We start from the raw sequence: 18,075 nt of genomic DNA, 5'->3' as shown, positions 1-18,075 counted from the left end.
CAAGCCAAACGCTCGAAACGACTTTCAGTCGCAGTGCGAGGGACCCAAAATCCATTCTTGCGGAAACGATTTACGCGCCATTTGATCGCGGCTTGCTCGCCGTGTCGATTTCAATCGCGGCGTCATTGCCGCTATCTCCCAGTTCCTCATGCGAAGGCGGACGCGTTCGTTCGTCTCTGCCAGGAAGCGCAGCGCCTTCCAGTGGGCCACGAAAGCGCACTTCCTGCTGCGGAACAGGGATTTCGATGCCGTATTTCTGCAACGCGTCATCGAGCGCCCAGCAATAAGCGGCCATCATACTTCCTGGACGCTTCACGGCTTCGAGCGATGGCCAGACGACCAGCTCGAAGCGTAGCGACGCGTCACCGAAGCCGACGAGCCAGACTTGGGATTTCTGCCGACCGACCTCTGGCAACGTGAAGGGCACGGCATTGGCAGCCTCCAGCGCAGCCTGCTTCACCAGGTCCTTGTTCGCACCGAGCGCTACGTGGAACGGCACGTGAATACGCCGCGTCGCTCGATTGCGAGTCCAGTTGGTCAGCTTGCCGTTCAGCAGGCTGGCGTTGGGGACGAGGACCGTCACATTGTCGTTCGTTACAATGCCGGTGGCTCGAGCACCAATCGACGTCACCGCTCCATTGGTCCCATCTTCCAGCTCAATGAAATCGCCGACCTCGATACTGCGATCGAACAGGAGAACGACGCCGCAAACGAAGTTCTTGACGACGTCCTGCAGTCCCAGACCAATACCGACACCAAGCGCGCCTGCAAAAAGGGAGAGCGCCGAGAGATCCACGCCGAGGGCGGAGACTGCAATGGCAAGCCCCGTGAACAGCACGATATAGCGAACCACCTGGCCGCCAATGTACACTGCCGAAGCGCTTTCCTCGCCAATTCTGACCTGCATTCGGCGAGTGATCCGCTTCACTGCCCATGTCGCAAACAACGCCACGACCAGAATCAGGATCGCACGCAGCACAGCTCCAATCGTGAGCGAAGCGCCAGCGACCTGCAGGATCGGCTGGCTCAGGAGATCATTCGCTTGGACCATGTTCCTTGATAGTATCTCCGATCGAAGCAAAATGCTTGTTCAACAATCCCGTTCCAACGCTCGTTCAGTACCTGCGTCTAAAAGCGAGATGGCGAGCGCGCACATACAGGCGCCGCGTCCGAGGTCGCAACGTTCACAGCCTTCGTCTTTGATTTGAAGAAATGTGGTGCCCGGGGACGGAGTCGAACCGCCGACACTGCGATTTTCAGTCGCATGCTCTACCAACTGAGCTACCCGGGCACGGGATCGGCACCACGCAGGGCGCCGGAAGAGCGAGCCCTATAGGCGGGCCTTTGATATTCTGTCTAGCCCATTGACCAACTTTGACGCGCATAATCGGCAAGAGTTCAGTCGGGTCTTTCCGCCAGCACGTCGCTGTCCTCGTCATGAGAGGCGACGGGGACACGATACGCGTCTCCCAGCCAGTTCAGCAGATCGCGGTCGCGGCAGGCACGCGAGCAGAACGGCGCGAACTCCGCTGCGCTGGATGCCTTGCAGAGGGGGCACTTTCCCTTAGCCGACATGAACCGCCTCCAAGGCCAGCTGTGCATCCGCGCGCAGCGTAACCGGACCGCCACGACGCCGCTCCAAGCGCTTTAGCCAGTCGGGATGTGCGCGAATGTCAGCGACCACCGCTGGCGCGAGTGTAAGCTCCACCGCGCCCGCGCCTTCCGCGCCGCCATGCCGCTCCGCGCGGCGCAGTGCTGCCATGCTGGCCGCACGGACAGGATCGGCACGCAGAAGCTCCATGAGCGAAGGGCGGTCGCGACGACGAATAATCTGGACGAAGCCAAAGCCATTCACTGCCGTGCGCTCGAAGGGCTGCGGCAGATATTTGTCGATCTGGGCGGCGGCAATCAGCCGCTCGTCCTTATTGTTCATTGTCGGCAGATCGATGCCGACCGACCCAGCCAGCCCCATGCGCCTGATCGCCTGCGCCGCGAGTTTGGCTCCCTTTGGCCCAAGCTGAGCCGGAGGCGCGGAGCCATCGACATCGATCAGCGTCATTGCGGGCGTGACGAAGATACGCAGCGCGGCATCCTCGCCGCCCACTTCTCCGGTCATCGCTTCGGCCATCAGCTCGCTCCAGCCCGCCGCCTCCAGCCGGTCCTCCTCATGCGCCGGACACGGGACAATCGGAATAGCAGTAGCGCCAATTCGCTGGAGCAGGCTTGGCCCTGGGCCAATGCTGGTTCCCGGCGGGGCCACGCGTCCCCGCGCCAGCTTGTCCCGCATATTGTCCAGCCCCGGTTCGGAGATGGCTTCTCGCAGAATCTCGATACGGACGAGAGCGCCTTCCGCGACTTTAGGCGGGATAGGTTCAATGAGGACTTCTTCCCCGCTGTCCAGCCGCACAATACCGCGCCGCCGCACAATAAGCGTGCGGATCAGCCGACCGCCGACGACGCTACCTGCACGCGCCTGATTGCCTTCGCGCTCGATCAGTGCCTCGAGGATATGCCCGCTGTGGACGAGCGCGGCGCGTGCCTCGCCAATCCCTTCTTCATAAAACCACTCAGCCACGATCGGCTCCAAAAACGCCTGCGGTGGCGAGCAGCGCCCGCGCCTCAAAAAGGGGCAGGCCAACGACTCCGCTATGGCTACCGGAAAGAAAACGCACCCAACTCTCCGCCTGCCCCTGAATGGCGTAGCCCCCCGCTTTGCCCAGGCCTTCGCCGGTCACGATATAAGTCTCGATCTCGGCTGGGGTGAGCTGCTTGAAGGCGACAATGGTGTCGGCAAGGCGCAGGCGCGCTTTTCCCGCCGCGTCAATCACGCAGACAGCGGACAGTGCATGGTGCCGCCGTCCGGAGAGGCGACGAAGCAAGCTGCGCTGGATATCCTGGGTCTCAGCGGGAGGCAGGATCATGCGGCCGCAAGCAATCGTGGTGTCGCCGGCGATCACAACCTCGCCGTCCCGTCGATCGACCGCGCGCGCCTTCTCTTCGGCCAGACGCAGCGCGTACACGCGAGGCAGTTCGCCCTTGAGCGGCGACTCATCGATATGCGGGCCGACAATCCGGTCCGGCACGACGCCGATGCGCGCCAGAAGATCGCGACGGCGAGCGGACGTGGATGCGAGGACGAGAGCTGGTTTCACGAGCGCCCCCTATCGGCGCGGGCGGAGAGCGAAAGCTCAGCCCTGCGGGCCAGGGCCACCACGGCCAGGCATATAACGATAGGTGATGCGGCCCTTGGTGAGATCATAGGGCGTCAGTTCGACGAGAACCTCGTCACCCACGAGGACACGGATCCGGTTCTTGCGCATCTTGCCGGCCGTATGACCGAGAATCTCGTGGTCATTTTCCAGTCGGACGCGAAACATGGCGTTGGGCAAAAGCTCCACCACCTGTCCGCGCATTTCGAGCAGTTCTTCCTTGGCCATAGACTTCCAATTTTTCGCGAAAGGCGCCCCATAGCCGCAAACGCAAGGATTGAAAAGCGCCGCGAGTTTGCCCGCAATAAACTAGGGGAGAGCGTCCACCGCCTCTGCAATACTGGCGAAGAGCCCGTCGACTTCCTGAGAGGTCGTGCAATAGGGCGGCATCACATAAATGGTGTTGCCCAACGGCCGCAACAAGACCCCCTGTTCCAGCATATGTGCGCGCAAGCGCGGTGCGACATCGGACAGATAGCCAGTGCCGTCTCCTACCACATCGATCGCGGCAACCGCGCCTATCCGGCGCGGGTTCGCCAGTCGTGGATGGAGCGCCAGCCGTTCCAGCCCGCGTTCGAGCGCGTGACCAAGCGCAGCAACACGCGCCGGCACATCCTCCCCACGCCAGATCTCAATATTGGCATTTGCCGCCGCACAGCTGACGGCATTGGCAGTGAAGCTCGACGAGTGGAAGAACATAGCCGCACGATCGGTGCTGAGGTGAGAGTCGAAGATCGCAGTGCTGGCCAGCGTCGCCGCCAGCGGAACGGCTCCTCCGGTCAGTCCCTTGGCCAGACAGAGGATGTCCGGCCTGACCTCCGCCTGCTCACAGGCGAGAAGCGTGCCAGTGCGACCCCAGCCGGTCATGACTTCATCCGCGATGAAAAGCACGCCATGGCGCTCACAAATCGTCGCCATCTCGGCGAGTATCCTCGCCTCATAAACCAGCATACCGCCAGCACCGAGCAACAAGGGTTCGACGATGAAGGCGGCGGGCTTGTCCGATGCGCGACAGAGCCCATCGAGCGCGTCCAGGCTCGCCTGCTCCTCGCCCTTCGTCGGGAAGGGCACTGTTTCGACATCGAAGAGGAGCGGGGCGTAGGCGTTGTTGTAAACACCGCGAGCCCCGACCGACATCGCACCGATCGTGTCGCCATGATAGCTGTGCTCCATGACGAGAATGCGGCGGCGCGGCTCGCGGCGATTGTGCCAATAGCCAAGGGCCATCTTGAGCGCGACCTCGACCGCCGTCGATCCACTATCCGAGAAGAAGACATGATCGAGACCGGCGGGCGTCATCTCGACGAGCGAGCGGGCGAGCTTTTCCGCCTGCGGGTGCGTGTAGCCCGCAAAGATCACCTGATCGAGCGTTACGGCCTGCGCTGCGATGGCAGCCGCAATACGCGGCTCGCAATGGCCGTGCGTGATGACCCACCAGCTCGAAATGGCGTCGAGAAGTCGGCTCCCGTCCGCGCAGGTGAGCCATGCACCTGCGGCCGATGTGATTTGCGGGATCGGCTCATACAGGCCGTGCTGAGTAAAGGGGTGCCATACCGGAGAGGTCATGCGCCCAGTTCCATGATGCGGCGTAGCGTCGCGAGATTAAGGTTGGCAGCCACCGCTCTCCGCAAGGTCGCGCCCTCAAGGGGATCAAGCATGTGGAGACGACCGAGCGAGGCAGTCGCGCCCAGTCTCACGATGGCTTCGATATTCTGCGGATCATCCTTGCCCACAAAGACGAGACCAGCCACCCGCACACCGCGCGAGCGCAACGCAGCCAGACTCAGCAGGCTATGGTTGATCGTACCCAGAGAGGTGCGCGACACGAGAACGACCGGGGCATTCCAGACGCTCATCTGATCGAGGAAGGTAAGTGGCGGATCGAGCGACAGCGGCACCATGAGGCCGCCCGCGCCTTCCACGATGAGGGGCCGCTTGGACGGCAGGACAAGCGCTGCGGAGTCTATCGCGACGCGTTCCTGTGCTGCGGCCCGATGCGGTGACGCGGGCAATGCGAGACGATAGGCCTCAGGGATAATCCTGTCTTGCGGCACACCGAGCGCAAGCGCGGTCTCGCTATCGGTGCTTTCCTCCGTGCCAGCCTGCACCGGCTTCCAGTAATAGGCATCCAGTGCCGCCGCGAGGCCGGCAGCGACAACAGTCTTGCCAACGCCGGTATCGGTCCCCGCGACAATGAGAACGCCGCTCATGCGCTGGGATCCGCCAGCAGGCCAACCAACGCGGCACCAAGCGCATCAACGGCCGCTTCATCGCTGTTGAGGGTCAGTGATATGCGCAAACGCGCAGTCCCGCGCGGCACCGTTGGCGGTCGAATGCCGCGCACATCGAATCCTGCCTCCCGCAAGCTCGCTGCAACGGCCATGGTTCGGCTATCCGTACCAAGGATCACAGGTACGATCTGGCTCGTCGGTGCGGCTAGACCCAAGGGCGCACATATAGATGACCTTGCCCGTGCAATCAGGCCCTGAAGCGCTGCGCGCCGATCGTCGGCTCCTGCGACCACGTCCAGTGCCGCTTCTGCCGCCACCGCCATGAGCGGCGAAGGCGCCGTGGAAAAGACGAAGCTTCGGCCACGATTGACGAGAAGCTCGATGACCGGACGAGACGCGGTCACAATAGCGCCTTCGACGCCCATTCCTTTGCCGCATGTATGAAGAGTGATGACGTCCGGTCGTCCCTCCAAGCCTGCGGCAAGGCCCCGTCCGGACGGCCCATGCACCGCAGTGGCGTGGGCTTCATCCAGAATCAGCATCGCCTCGTGCCGTTGGGCCACGGCCACCAGGTCAGCCAGAGGCGCCTGATCTCCATCCATGGAGTAGAGCGTCTCCACGACGATCCAGGGGCGCCCTCGCCCCCCCTCGGTCCGCCACCGTCCAATGACATCATCGACGCTTTGCGCATCATTATGCGCGGCAAGCCGATGAGGCGCTTTGGAAAGTCGCATGCCGTCATGCGCGCTTGCGTGAATGAGAGCATCCGCGACGATGAGGTCGTCCACGGCCGGCAAGGCGGAAAGCAGGGCCATATTCGCCGCAAAGCCGTTAGCGAACCAGAGGGCTGCCTCCCCGCCGAAAAAAGCTGCCGCTTTCGCTTCAAGGGCTTCATGCTCCGGAGCATTGCCACGCAACAGTCGCGATCCGCCCGAGCCTACCGGGACGCCCCGGTCGATCGCGTCGCGCAAAGCCGCCGCGATCGCAGGATGTCCAGCGAGCGCGAGATAGTCGTTTGACGCGAAATCAACGCCATGACGGGGCGAGAGTTGGCGAAGCCGGTCGCGGGCTGCAAGTCGCGCCAGTTGCGCGGCAAATTGCTCTCGTGGGTCAGAAGGCATGACTGCCCCATAGTCGAGCCCTGAGGGGAGGCCAATGTTGTGAGAGAGCGCTTGCCTTAGGAAAAAGAGACGATTTCAACCCGGCGGCGGATGAGAAGTCCAGCGAGGCCGAAGCCAGCGACCATCAACGACCACGTGTCCGGTTCGGGAATCGCGGAAACGCTGGCAAGGACGCCTTCAATGGAGTCGAAGCCATTCTTCGAGGGCGCCTTCGGCTCAGGCCGCACGAACGACCCGGCGGCTTCCGATTGCCCGGGGACCGCGACCTGCGAAAAGCGATCAGGCGCAGCAACGAAATCCCCGTTCAAGAGAGCTGCGGCATTCGCAGGTGCGCTCGTCGCAAGAGCGCCGACGAAGAACAGCATCGGAAACCCGTAACCCACTGGCATGTAAGAAATCGCTCCCGCTGTCCGGCTCATCATAAACCGGGCCTTAACCATTGAGAGCGGCGGGTTAAAGTGAAAATATTGCAACGCAACACGTTACGGGTGCGAGACTTGCAAGGCGTGCGCCACCCGCGACGAGCCGAGTTGGCTCGGAACTTTAGCTTGAGGGAATGCTCAGAGATTCGCGGGAAGCGAGGCCTAAACCGCTTCCCGCGCGAGTATCGTCGGTTAACTCAGGCCATTGGCCAGCGCCGCCAGCAGGAGCAGCGCGACAATGTTCGTGATCTTAATCATCGGATTGACCGCTGGTCCGGCAGTATCCTTGTAAGGATCACCCACCGTATCACCCGTGACTGCGGCTTTGTGGGCGTCGCTGCCCTTGCCGCCGTGATGACCATCCTCGATATATTTCTTGGCGTTGTCCCACGCTCCACCACCCGACGTCATGGAGAGCGCCACGAAGAGGCCGCCGACGATCACGCCAAGAAGCAGAGCGCCCAGTGCCGCGAACCCGTTGGCCTGCCCGGCAACCAGCGCGATGACGAGATAGACTGCAATCGGTGCAAGTACCGGCAGCAGAGAAGGAACGATCATCTCCTTGATCGCGGCCTTGGTAACAAGATCCACAGTCCGCGCATAATCGGGCCGCGCGCTGTAATCCATGATGCCAGGATTGTGGGCGAATTGCTCCCGGACGTCCTTCACCACATCGCCTGCGGCGCGCCCGACGGCCGTCATACCCATAGCCCCGAACAGATAGGGTAGCAGCGCCCCAAGCAGCAAACCGACGATGACGTATGGATTCTCGAGGCTGAAATCGACTTCGAGCGAGGGGAAAAACTCCCGCAGGTCGATCGTGAACGCAGCGAAAAGCACCAGCGCGGCAAGCCCGGCCGAGCCAATGGCATAGCCCTTGGTTACAGCCTTCGTGGTATTGCCAACCGCATCCAGCGCGTCGGTCCTCTCGCGCACAGTATCATCAAGGCCGGCCATCTCGGCGATGCCGCCGGCATTGTCCGTGACCGGGCCATAAGCGTCGAGCGCGACGACCATGCCGGCGAGCGCAAGCATCGCCGTCGCAGCAAAAGCAATGCCGATGAGCCCGGCGAGTTGATAAGCAATGATGATGCCCGCGCAGATGACCAGCGTGGGAAGAGCCGTCGCCTCAAGGCTCACTGCAAGACCCTGAATGACATTCGTGCCATGACCGGTCTCGGATGCCTTGGCGATCGAACGGACGGGACGGTAATTCGTCCCGGTATAATATTCAGTGATCCAGATAATCAGCCCCGTGACCGCGAGACCGAGCAGGGCACAGAGGAAAAGCTGCATGCCGGTAAAGCCGCCCTCGCCCGCCAGGTCCGCCCCAATCACCCTCGTCATGTCGCCCAGAGCCATTTGCGTGGCGACCCGGATGGCTGGAATGGACAGCACGGCGGTCACCAGAAAACCCTTGTACATGGCGCCCATGATGTTTTGCGTGCGACCCAGCCGCACGAAATAGGTGCCGATGATGGAGGTGATGATGCACACACCGCCTATGAGCAGCGGCAGCGCCATGAGCGGGAGCAGCATTTCGCCTGCGCCTTTGACCAGCAGGGCGATCAGCACCATCGTCGCACCGACCGTGACGACGTAAGTCTCGAACAGATCCGCTGCCATGCCGGCGCAGTCGCCCACATTGTCGCCCACATTATCCGCGATCACGGCAGGATTGCGCGGGTCATCCTCGGGAATACCCGCTTCGACCTTGCCTACGAGATCGGCGCCGACATCGGCAGCCTTTGTGAAGATGCCGCCGCCCAGACGGGCGAAGATGGAGATGAGCGATGCGCCGAACGCAAGCGCGGTGAGCGCTTCTATCACGACCCGATCATTGGGCGCGTAGCCTGATGGTCCGACGAGGTAGAAGAAGAAGACCGAGATGGCGAGGAGCGCGAGGCCCGCGACCAGCATGCCGGTAATCGCGCCTGCACGGAAGGCGAGCGTGAGCCCGGCCTGCAGGCCGGTCTGCGCCGCAGCGGCTGTCCTCACATTGGACCGCACGGAGATATTCATGCCGATGAAACCGGCAACGCCGGACAGGATCGCGCCGATGGCGAAGCCAGCCGCCGAGATGATGCCCAGGAAGAACGCGACGAGTATCGCGACGACGACTCCCACGATCCCGATGGTGAGATACTGCCGGCTGAGGTAGGCCTTGGCGCCCTCCTGAATCGCGCCTGCGATCTCCTGCATCTTCTCGTTGCCGGCGGGCGCGGCAAGCACCTGTCGGCTGGTGACAAACCCGTAGAGCACAGCCAGCAGGCCGCAGCCGATGGCAATCAGCACCAGATCCATGGCAATCCTTCCCCTGCGTTTGTCCACCTCTCACGCGGACGAGCCGCTTTTGCGGCATTGGGGCAAGAGACTATCGAGACCCCACGGGCCGTCAAGCTGTTAACGTTCGGTAGATCAGCCGTGCATCCAGCCCAGTCGGGTGGGGAGCGGAACCGGCACGCCATCAAGGCGCAGAGTGAGGCCGGAACCGGCAGAGCAGCGGCCAACAGGAATGAGGCCCTCTGGCAGTGGGACCTTTGGCATTGGGACCTCTGGGGGAATGGCCACGAGCAGAACATAGTCATCGCCCGCGCCGGCCGCAAAAAGCCGCGTTTCGACCGAGCCGCCCCGAAGCGCCCACAAGGCATCCGAGAGCGGCACGTTGTCGATCTCCACAGCAACGCCGCTGGCTTCCGCCATGCGCGCGGTATCCAGAAGCAGCCCGTCCGACACATCCATCATGGCATGCGCAACTGATGCAACGCGCTGGCCCAGCGCGACTTGTGGCATGGGTCGCTGGTAAGCGGAAATGAGCACTTCTGACGCTCGCTCTCCCGCAGCAAGCAGCGCGAGGCCCGCACCGGCATCCCCTACAGGACCACCGACGCAGAGAATGTCGCCAGCCTTAGCACCCGACCGATCGAGGACGGATCGTCCGGCGGGCACGGCGCCGATGGCAGTGAGAGAAAGAGTGCGCCCGACGCCATCTGCAGCAGCCACAGTGTCCCCGCCCACAAGCGGCATGGAAAATCGCTCGAGGGCTTGGTCCAGCCCTTTCAGAAAGCGCTCATCCCATTCCCGGTTACCCGAAAGCATGTAGTTGAGCAGGCACGCACGGGGCATCGCACCCTTGGCGGCCAGATCCGACAAATTAACCGCAGCAAGCTTCCAACCGACCGTCTCGGGCGGATCGTCCTGGCGATAATGCACGCCTTCAACCATGGTGTCGGTGGTCAGGACAAGCTGCTCGCCTGTCGTCTGAAGCACAGCCACATCATCGGCCAGGCCGCGCGCGGCGGCATGAGTCGCGAGCCCGCGAAGGGCAGACAGAAACTCCGCTTCGCCGCTCAGCGGCGCGCCTCCTTGGCGATTGCGTCAAGCAGGCCGTTGACGAACCCGGCCTCGCGCCGCTCGTAGAATGCATGGGCGACATCGACATATTCGCTGATGACGGTGCCCGTCGGCACATCCTTGCGAGCAAGAAGCTCGTAAGTACCCGCACGCAGGATTTGCCGCATTGGTTTGTCCAGCCGCTCCAGCGACCAGCCGCTCGCAAGTCTCCCAACGATCAGCGCGTCGATTTCCGCACGGCGCCCATCGACGCCGCCGACCACGTCATCGAAGAAAGCCTGCTCGGCAGGCGCATAGGTCACATTTTCGATGGTCGCGCCGAGCCGGTGCTGATGGAATTCGTGCAAGAGCAGATGAAGCGCCGTCCCTTCCATCTCCATCTGGTACAGGGCCTGTACGGCAGCGAGCCGGGCGGCGGATCGGGTCTTGGAACGGTCGTTCATATCTTTGCCTTCAGCGCATCTAGCCGGGCGGCGACGCTCGCGCCATGGGCTGGCAGGCGCTCGGCAGCCGCCAGCGCCACTGCTGCCGGACCGATGCGCGCCATCGCGCCCTCGTTCAGAGCGATGAAGCTGGTCCGCTTCATGAAGTCCAGCACGGAAAGTCCGGATGAAAAGCGAGCACGGCGTCCGGTCGGCAGGACGTGGTTGGGACCAGCGACATAGTCGCCGATCGCTTCGGGCGTCATGCGCCCCAGGAACACCGACCCGGCATGGCGAACCTGCGCGAACAGTGCGTCGGCGCGCGCGTCATCGCAGGCAAGCTCCAGATGTTCGGGAGCGAGAGCATCGACGAATGGCAACGCTGCTTCGAGGGTCGGCACGAGAATGATGGCACCATTCGCCTCCCAGCTCGCGCGCGCCCGGTCTCCCGTCGTCAGCCGGGGAAGCAACTGCTCCACCTGCGCCGCGACGGCATCGGCGAAGGCCGCATCATCCGTGAAGAGGATCGACTGGCTCGTTGGGTCGTGCTCGGCCTGGCTCAGCAAGTCGGCGGCCGTCCAGGCGGGGTCGTTCGCGCCATCCGCCACGACCACAATCTCGGATGGCCCGGCGACCATGTCGATGCCGACACGACCATAAACCTGTCGCTTCGCTTCCGCGACCCACGCATTGCCCGGCCCTACGACGACGTCTACCGGCGCGATCCGCTGCGTGCCGTAAGCCAGCGCCGCAATCGCCTGTGCACCGCCAACGCGCCAGATTTCGGTCACGCCAGCAATATGTGCGGCCGCAAGCACAGCGGGATTGAGCGCGCCACCGGGCGTAGGCGACATCATGACAATGCGCGAGACCCCCGCGACCTTCGCCGGAATGGCATTCATCAACAGCGAAGAGGGATAAGCCGCCAAGCCGCCTGGAACGTAAATGCCCGCCGCCTCTACCGCGCCCCAGCGGGCACCGAGCCGAACGCCGGCCTCGTCCGTCCATTGCGAGTCGGAAGGCTTCTGCTTCTCGTGATAGGCAGCGATCCGCTCTGCTGCGAGCGTCAGCGCATCGCGCAGATCGGCGCCGATCTCCTCATAAGCTCTGGCGCATTGCCCGGCATCGATCAACCAGCCTTCCCGCGCGAGGTCGAACCGGTCGAAACGCGCTGTGAAGTCCGCGATCGCGCCGTCGCCTTCCGCCCGCACGCTTGCGATAATCTCCCGCACCGCCTGCGCGACATCGTCGTCCGCGTCGCGTCGCGCATTGACCAGCGTCGCGAACGCCTGAGTAAAGCCAGGATCCCTCGCATTCAGCCTAAGCGGCATCGACGCCCCCTGCGACAAGGGCACGGAAGCGCTCAACGAGAGGCACCAGCTCAGCCGCGCGCATCTTCATTGCCGCACGGTTGACGATGAGCCGCGCCGATATGTCCATGATCGTGGCTGTCTCGACGAGACCATTCGCCTTGAGCGTCGCCCCGGAAGAAACCAGATCGACGATCCGCCGCGAGAGACCCAGCGATGGCGCAAGCTCCATAGCGCCATTGAGTTTCACGCACTCGGCCTGAATGCCTCGCGCCGCATAATAGCTCCGCGTGAGATGCGGATATTTGGTGGCGACGCGCACATGACTGAGCGCGGATTCATCTATCGACGCTTCATCCACCGGCTGCGCGACAGAGAGCCGGCAATGACCGATGCCGAGATCGACAGGCGCGTAAAGCTCCGAATAGTCGAACTCCGCGATCACGTCCGATCCTACAATGCCGATCTGCGCCGCGCCGTGGGCTACGAAGGTCGCCACATCGAAAGCACGCACGCGGATGATAGAGAGATCAGCGCGGCTGGTGGCGAACTTCAGGGCTCGGCTGCCCTTCGCATGAAACTCCGCCTCGGGCTCGATTCCGGCGCGCGCAAGCAGCGGCAGCGCCTCGTCGAGGATGCGCCCTTTAGGGATTCCAAAGATGATCGGCCGGCTCATGATGCGGCGCGACTTAGGCGCTTATAGGCGAAAGGGCAACGGCGCCGGGAGCTTCGCGAACGATCATGCGTTGTCTTGTCCTCAACAATGCATGGAGACTATAATGGGCAAAGGCCTGCTTCTGTGGTTGATCGGGGTACCGATCCCGGTGATCATCGTGCTGTGGCTATTCTTCGGGCGTTGAGGCGCTATCAGTCTGGTTTACGCAATACGACGATCGCCGAACCTCGTGGATTGGGGCCGAACAACGACTTTAGAGTTCGGCGTGCTAAGCGAATGCCCGCGCGAGAAAAAAACCGGGGTGGTTTCGATCGGTAGAACAAATATAATAGTTCATGCTGCATGGGGAAAATCCTCGGCTCAATAAAGCCGGCCTTTTCTGCGTGAGCGATGATCAGCCAAGGTGGCATGTCACGTTCCGAGACGCCGTAGCGTTCCATCGCCTCGATTGATGCCTGTGTTGTAGAATGGCCTTCTCCCGGCTCATGTGTGATGAGAATGCCGCCAGGTTTCAGCGAGGTGAACACCGAACGCAGAGCTGCGGCCTCATCTTCCGCATGATGCAGGCAATCAAAGAAAACAGCACAATCAAAAGAGTCCGGCATATCCAGACCCTCGTAATCGCTTAGCACAAAATTGAGATTGTCTCCCAGATGGTTATGCCGCTTCACCTCTTCGGCGAGTGCAATCATGTCTGAGGCAATATCTTGTCCCACGACATCATAACCGTGCCGTGCGAAAAACGCGCTTGTCCAACCGCTGCCGCATCCAAGGTCGAGCACCCGCGCCGGGAGCGGCGGCATGAGGTTCATGACCGCGCCGATGGATGCCAGCGTCAGGCCGCAATCATGATTGGAAAAGGGCTTGTTGAAAGCGTGGTGACGCCCCGCTTCCCCAATGGCCGCGAGATAATCGCGTTCGCCTTCCTTAGCCACAATCAGCCCTCAAAAGGATCGCGGACGAGGATCGTATCTTCCCGTTCTGGCGAGGTAGATACGCTTGCCACGGGGCATTCGATCAGTTCCTCGATGCGGCGGATATATTTGATCGCCTGCGCGGGCAAATCAGCCCAGCTCCGCGCGCCGACCGTGGTGCCCTCCCAACCGTCCATCTCTTCATAGACCGGTTCGACGGCCGCCTGATCGGCCGCATGCGCGGGCAGATAATCGATGATCTCACCATTCAGCCTATACCCGGTGCAGATCTTGATCGTCTCGAAACCGTCGAGGACATCGATCTTGGTAAGCGCGATGCCGGTCACGCCCGAAAGTGCGCAGGTCTGCCGCACCAGCACGGCATCGAACCATCCGCAGCGCCTCTTGCGCGCTGTGACGGTCCCGAATTCGTGACCACGCTGCCCCAACCGCTCCCCGGTCTCGTCGGTCAGTTCGCTCGGAAACGGCCCGGAGCCGACGCGCGTGGTGTACGCCTTGACGATGCCGAGCACGAAACCTGCGGCGCTCGGCCCCACTCCGGAACCGGAAGCCACTGTGCCGCTCACTGTGTTGGATGACGTAACGAACGGATAGGTGCCATGGTCGACATCGAGCAACACGCCCTGAGCGCCCTCGAAGAGGATGCGCTTGCCCGCCTTGCGCACGTCGCGCAGGCGCTTCCAGACCGGCTCGGCATATTGCAGCACGAACGGCGCGATTTCGCGCAGTTGCTCCAACAACGCATTTCGGTCGATGGGAGGTTCGCCGAAGCCGGCGCGTAACGCATCATGATGGGCGCAAAGGCGATCGAGCTGCGCATCGAGATCGTCGAGATGAGCAAGGTCACACACGCGGATGGCGCGGCGGCCCACCTTATCCTCATAGGCGGGACCGATACCGCGGCCGGTCGTGCCGATCTTGCCTTTGCCTGCCGCCGTCTCGCGCAGCGCATCGAGATCGCGATGGAAAGGGAGAATGAGGGGGCAGTTATCCGCCACTGCGAAATTGGCCGGCGTGACGATGACACCCTGCCCTTCGAGCTTCTCGATCTCGGCCTTGAGCGCCCAAGGATCGAGCACCACGCCGTTTCCGATGACCGACAGCGTGCCAGTGACGATGCCGGAAGGCACGAGGCTGATCTTGTAAACCTGTTCGCCCACGACCAGCGTGTGACCGGCATTGTGGCCACCCTGAAAGCGCACGACGCAATCCGCCCGGCTCGCAAGCCAATCGACGATCTTACCCTTGCCCTCGTCACCCCACTGGGCGCCGATCACCGTCACATTTGCCATGAATACACGTCTCCGCCTGCCGGGCGGATCCGGACCACCCTTCGACAGGACTCGATGGCCGGATTGAAACATGCAGGGCGCTCCGCCCCGGTCCGGCGGCGCGTTAGCCTCGCCCGGTCACCCAAGTCAAGGCACCACGCCCTGCAGGACCGAAGCGAAACTCAATATCCCACGGTAAGGCCAGCGGCGATATATTTAGGTCCGGCATTGCCCTTTAGCGCGACGCCGGGAAGCAAGGGCATGGCGACAGTCGCATAAGGGCGCGGATCCTTGCCGCTGATCCTTACGCCTGCGCCGATACGCAGCGACATGGGAATCTGGTAGGCTGCCTCGATCCGCCCATAAGCCGCCGTGCCGCCATCGCGCAGATAAATGCCCGCTCCGGGCGTCAGGCTGAAGCCGGCAAGGCCAAGCGAATAGCCTGCGCCGATCTCCGCTCCCCAGCGACCATTTGCACGCCCATAGCCCGCTTCGGCACCAAAGCCTTCCGCCCCAGCGGGCGCGGCCATCATCAACCCGATCAATGAGCTGGCCAACGACAATGTTCTTAGACGGCCTGGCATGGTGTCACATTCTCCTTCGCTGAAGGACGGCGTGTGAAAACACATTGATTATCCCGCAACATTTCGGCGTTAAGCCGAGTCCTGGCAGCGATCGAGCGATCAGATGCAACTCGCGGCGGCATCAGTCCGGCCCAGTCGCGTTACAATTTGAGACCATTTGCGCTCTGGCCATTTGCCCCACCTATCCCGCATAAGGTTTGTACGAAACGAAGAGACTAGCTTCGCTTGGTCTTAGGGACGGAAACGTCGCCGCCGACAGGCGGAGAAGAATGTGATGGAACGGACGCGCCTTCCCCACTTGGGCGCCCCGTTTCGCACCGGAAGAGAGCGGGGCGCGCCTCCCACCGCGCCCTTGCTCTCCTTCTCCCAGCCGCTCTCCTTAGCGAAACCCATAGCCTGTGCTGATGGATCAGTTGGCTCGCGACCCGACAATGATCGGGCTGACATCCCGCTGCGTCGCGCTATGCTGGATGGCCCAAACATCGGAGTGATGACTCATGCGCCTTCTCCCGGCCCGCCCTGTGCTGTTGACCACCCTGCTCGCGCTTGCCGGATGCAGCTCACCATCTGGCCCGACCGCCAATGACAGCACGAACAATGCAGTCGACGGCAATGCGACAGAGAGTGTCAACTATGTGGCTGCGGTGGAGGCCTTGTCCGACGATGAGCGAAAGGCGGTCTTCTTCCGTGCAATCCGTGACGCCGGCGTTCCATGTCAGATAGTCGTAAAGGCCGAGAAAACCGAGCCATGGCAGGGCCTGCCCTCCTGGCTCGCGGACTGCGACACGGGCGACCAGCATCTCATCCAGCTCAAACCGGACGGATCGGCCAATGTTGTGAGCCGCACGACACGGTGATCTGCGAGGGATTGCGCGAGCCTTGCCTGCGTCAGGCCGTGACAACTTCGGCGGGCTGGGTCTCCGCGATCCAGCCGCCGCCAAGTACACGGTCGCCCGCGTAGATCACAGCGGCCTGCCCCGGAGCCACGCCGAATTCGGGCGTATCGAATATAAGCCGATCGCCCTCTAGTCGCGCTAACACCGGATTCGCCATGGAGCGCACTTTCGCATGCACTCCCGTCCGGATGTCGCCGCCTATCCAGTTGATGTCATCCAGACGCGCAGCCCGCACTGCGAGCGCAGCCTTTGGTCCCACGATCACGCGCTTTTCCGCCGCATTCAGCCGAACGACGTAAAGAGGCTCCGTCAGGCCACCAATATCCAGACCCCGCCGCTGGCCGACCGTATAATGGATGAGGCCCCGGTGGCGTCCAAGCACTCGACCATCGACATGAACGATATCGCCGCCGTCGTCGGCATCGGGGCGGAGCTTGCGAACGATAGCGGCATAGTCGCCATCTGGAACAAAGCAGATATCCTGACTGTCGGGCTTGAGCGCCACAGCCAGCCCGATCTCGCGCGCGATTTCGCGTACCTTGCTCTTTTCCATGCTTCCCAGCGGAAAGCGTAGGAAATTCAGCTGATCCTGCGTCGTGCCATAAAGGAAATAGCTCTGGTCGCGCGCGGGATCGACAGCGCGATGCAATTCGGCGCCCTCCGCCCCCTCCAGACGCCGGACATAATGACCCGTCGCGAGACAGTCCGCACCCAGTTCCCGGGCGAAACCCAGCAGATCCCTGAACTTCACACCCATGTTGCAGCTGACGCAAGGAATCGGCGTGCGACCCGCAAGATAGTCATCGGCGAAGCGGTCCATCACCGACTCGCGGAAACGCGTCTCATAATCGAAGACATAATGCGCAATGCCGAGCCGATCTGCGACCGAGCGTGCATCGCGGATGTCCTGACCTGCACAGCAGCTCCCCGTGCGTCCGACCGCAGCGCCATGATCGTAAAGCTGAAGCGTGACCCCAATCACCTCCGCTCCGCTGCGTGCGGCCAGCGCCGCCACGACACTCGAGTCGACCCCTCCCGACATAGCCACGACGATACGCCGTGCTGAAATCGGGTCGGGGAGTTGAAAGAAATCTGCTTCGCTCACAGAGCCTTTATAGGGGCAGAAACGCGCGAGGGCCAGTATTCCGCCGCTTTCCCCTTACCGGCGTGCTAATCTCGATAAACGGATTCTAACCGCCGCCTTTACGAGCGCTTGACCATTTGCCGCTACATGGTCGGGGATGGACATGAGCTCCGCCCCCACCCCGCTTCGTCGCGATGATGACGGCCGCCAGGCCAGGCGCGGAACGCATGTCCTCGAACTGGTCCGTCTGCTTACTGTCCATAAGGCCCGTCAGCAGGCCGGACCGACCGCGCAGCGCATGCAGGAAGGAGATCCGCCGCGGCTGGAAGGCGATGAACCGAGACGCTTGGTCCTGGTTTTCGCTCGTCGGGAAAAAGGGGATGTCAGCCCTAGTCGTTGGGCTGCCGGCGCCTTCAACCGAGAGGTGGCGAGCATGCTGAGCGGAGGGAGGCTTTTATGAAAAGCCTGTTTACCCTGCGACTTAGCCAACGGGCAAAGCTTTCAGCGCATGGTTGTCGCCGCTGCGGGACAACACAAGCCGGGTCGTGCAACCGGCGAAT

Annotated in this window: 19 protein-coding genes and 1 tRNA gene; 1 reads left to right on the top strand and 19 read right to left on the bottom strand. The window is 62.4% G+C overall.

The annotated features are described in order from the left end of the window. Positions 1-70 precede the first annotated feature (70 nt). The 18 genes from ACNAOH_RS09980 to ACNAOH_RS09895 form a co-directional block, all read right to left on the bottom strand. Positions 71-1,051 (bottom strand): mechanosensitive ion channel family protein, encoded by a 981-nt coding sequence (locus tag ACNAOH_RS09980; protein WP_443970031.1) that lies wholly within the window; start codon positions 1,049-1,051, stop codon positions 71-73. A gap of 164 nt (positions 1,052-1,215) precedes the next feature. Beyond that, positions 1,216-1,291: transfer RNA gene (locus ACNAOH_RS09975), tRNA-Phe, on the bottom strand. 107 nt (positions 1,292-1,398) lie between these two features. After that, on the bottom strand, positions 1,399-1,575 hold the full coding sequence (locus tag ACNAOH_RS09970) for a DNA gyrase inhibitor YacG (RefSeq protein ID WP_443970030.1): 177 nt from the start codon (positions 1,573-1,575) through the stop codon (positions 1,399-1,401). Continuing rightward, positions 1,565-2,575, bottom strand: coding sequence for a ribonuclease (locus ACNAOH_RS09965; RefSeq protein ID WP_443970029.1), 1,011 nt, complete (start codon positions 2,573-2,575; stop codon positions 1,565-1,567). Before ACNAOH_RS09965 ends, ACNAOH_RS09970 begins: the two co-directional genes overlap by 11 nt. Continuing rightward, positions 2,568-3,152, bottom strand: a complete 585-nt coding sequence (locus ACNAOH_RS09960) for a Maf family protein (RefSeq protein ID WP_443970028.1) — start codon at positions 3,150-3,152, stop codon at positions 2,568-2,570. Before ACNAOH_RS09960 ends, ACNAOH_RS09965 begins: the two co-directional genes overlap by 8 nt. Before the next feature lie 36 nt (positions 3,153-3,188). Further along, positions 3,189-3,437 carry a translation initiation factor IF-1 gene (gene infA / locus ACNAOH_RS09955; RefSeq protein WP_014077827.1) on the bottom strand — a complete coding sequence of 83 codons (249 nt, stop codon included), beginning with the start codon at positions 3,435-3,437 and terminating at the stop codon, positions 3,189-3,191. A gap of 81 nt (positions 3,438-3,518) precedes the next feature. Continuing rightward, complete coding sequence (locus ACNAOH_RS09950; protein ID WP_443970027.1) at positions 3,519-4,775, bottom strand: adenosylmethionine--8-amino-7-oxononanoate transaminase; 1,257 nt, start codon at positions 4,773-4,775, stop codon at positions 3,519-3,521. After that, the gene (gene bioD / locus ACNAOH_RS09945) at positions 4,772-5,419 is read right to left on the bottom strand and encodes a dethiobiotin synthase (protein ID WP_443970026.1); all 648 of its coding nucleotides are present in this window, start codon (positions 5,417-5,419) and stop codon (positions 4,772-4,774) included. Before bioD ends, ACNAOH_RS09950 begins: the two co-directional genes overlap by 4 nt. After that, positions 5,416-6,561, bottom strand: a complete 1,146-nt coding sequence (locus tag ACNAOH_RS09940; protein WP_443970025.1) for an 8-amino-7-oxononanoate synthase — start codon at positions 6,559-6,561, stop codon at positions 5,416-5,418. Before ACNAOH_RS09940 ends, bioD begins: the two co-directional genes overlap by 4 nt. Before the next feature lie 56 nt (positions 6,562-6,617). After that, positions 6,618-6,983: a PEPxxWA-CTERM sorting domain-containing protein gene (locus ACNAOH_RS09935; RefSeq protein ID WP_443970024.1), complete on the bottom strand. Its 366-nt coding sequence runs from the start codon at positions 6,981-6,983 to the stop codon at positions 6,618-6,620. Between the two features lie 192 nt (positions 6,984-7,175). Continuing rightward, a complete protein-coding gene (locus ACNAOH_RS09930; RefSeq protein ID WP_443970023.1) occupies positions 7,176-9,287 on the bottom strand; it encodes a sodium-translocating pyrophosphatase in 2,112 nt (703 codons plus the stop codon). 114 nt (positions 9,288-9,401) lie between these two features. Continuing rightward, positions 9,402-10,337, bottom strand: coding sequence for a thiamine-phosphate kinase (thiL, locus tag ACNAOH_RS09925; RefSeq protein ID WP_443972102.1), 936 nt, complete (start codon positions 10,335-10,337; stop codon positions 9,402-9,404). Continuing rightward, positions 10,334-10,780, bottom strand: coding sequence for a transcription antitermination factor NusB (gene nusB / locus ACNAOH_RS09920; RefSeq protein ID WP_443970022.1), 447 nt, complete (start codon positions 10,778-10,780; stop codon positions 10,334-10,336). The genes thiL and nusB overlap by 4 nt, the downstream gene beginning before the upstream one ends. Continuing rightward, positions 10,777-12,090: a histidinol dehydrogenase gene (gene hisD, locus ACNAOH_RS09915; RefSeq protein ID WP_443970021.1), complete on the bottom strand. Its 1,314-nt coding sequence runs from the start codon at positions 12,088-12,090 to the stop codon at positions 10,777-10,779. Before hisD ends, nusB begins: the two co-directional genes overlap by 4 nt. Then, positions 12,080-12,745, bottom strand: coding sequence for an ATP phosphoribosyltransferase (gene hisG / locus ACNAOH_RS09910; protein WP_443970020.1), 666 nt, complete (start codon positions 12,743-12,745; stop codon positions 12,080-12,082). The genes hisD and hisG overlap by 11 nt, the downstream gene beginning before the upstream one ends. A gap of 191 nt (positions 12,746-12,936) precedes the next feature. Further along, positions 12,937-13,680, bottom strand: coding sequence for a class I SAM-dependent methyltransferase (locus ACNAOH_RS09905; RefSeq protein WP_443970019.1), 744 nt, complete (start codon positions 13,678-13,680; stop codon positions 12,937-12,939). A 2-nt stretch (positions 13,681-13,682) separates the two neighbouring features. Continuing rightward, positions 13,683-14,972 (bottom strand): adenylosuccinate synthase, encoded by a 1,290-nt coding sequence (locus tag ACNAOH_RS09900; protein WP_443970018.1) that lies wholly within the window; start codon positions 14,970-14,972, stop codon positions 13,683-13,685. 161 nt (positions 14,973-15,133) lie between these two features. Beyond that, positions 15,134-15,484, bottom strand: a complete 351-nt coding sequence (locus tag ACNAOH_RS09895; protein ID WP_443972101.1) for a hypothetical protein — start codon at positions 15,482-15,484, stop codon at positions 15,134-15,136. Between the two features lie 548 nt (positions 15,485-16,032). On the opposite strand from ACNAOH_RS09895, the gene ACNAOH_RS09890 reads away from it, so the two are divergent. Then, entirely contained in the window at positions 16,033-16,392 is a 360-nt protein-coding gene (locus tag ACNAOH_RS09890) for a hypothetical protein (RefSeq protein ID WP_443970017.1), read from the top strand. 31 nt (positions 16,393-16,423) lie between these two features. Here the strand turns inward: ACNAOH_RS09890 and mnmA are convergent, their stop codons facing one another. Further along, positions 16,424-17,536, bottom strand: coding sequence for a tRNA 2-thiouridine(34) synthase MnmA (mnmA, locus tag ACNAOH_RS09885; RefSeq protein WP_443970016.1), 1,113 nt, complete (start codon positions 17,534-17,536; stop codon positions 16,424-16,426). Positions 17,537-18,075: the final 539 nt, after the last annotated feature.

Origin of the sequence: Sphingobium sp. CR28, from assembly GCF_052327305.1 — a bacterium.
Taxonomy (GTDB): domain Bacteria; phylum Pseudomonadota; class Alphaproteobacteria; order Sphingomonadales; family Sphingomonadaceae; genus Sphingobium.
This window is presented reverse-complemented; position numbering and strand designations above follow the sequence as displayed.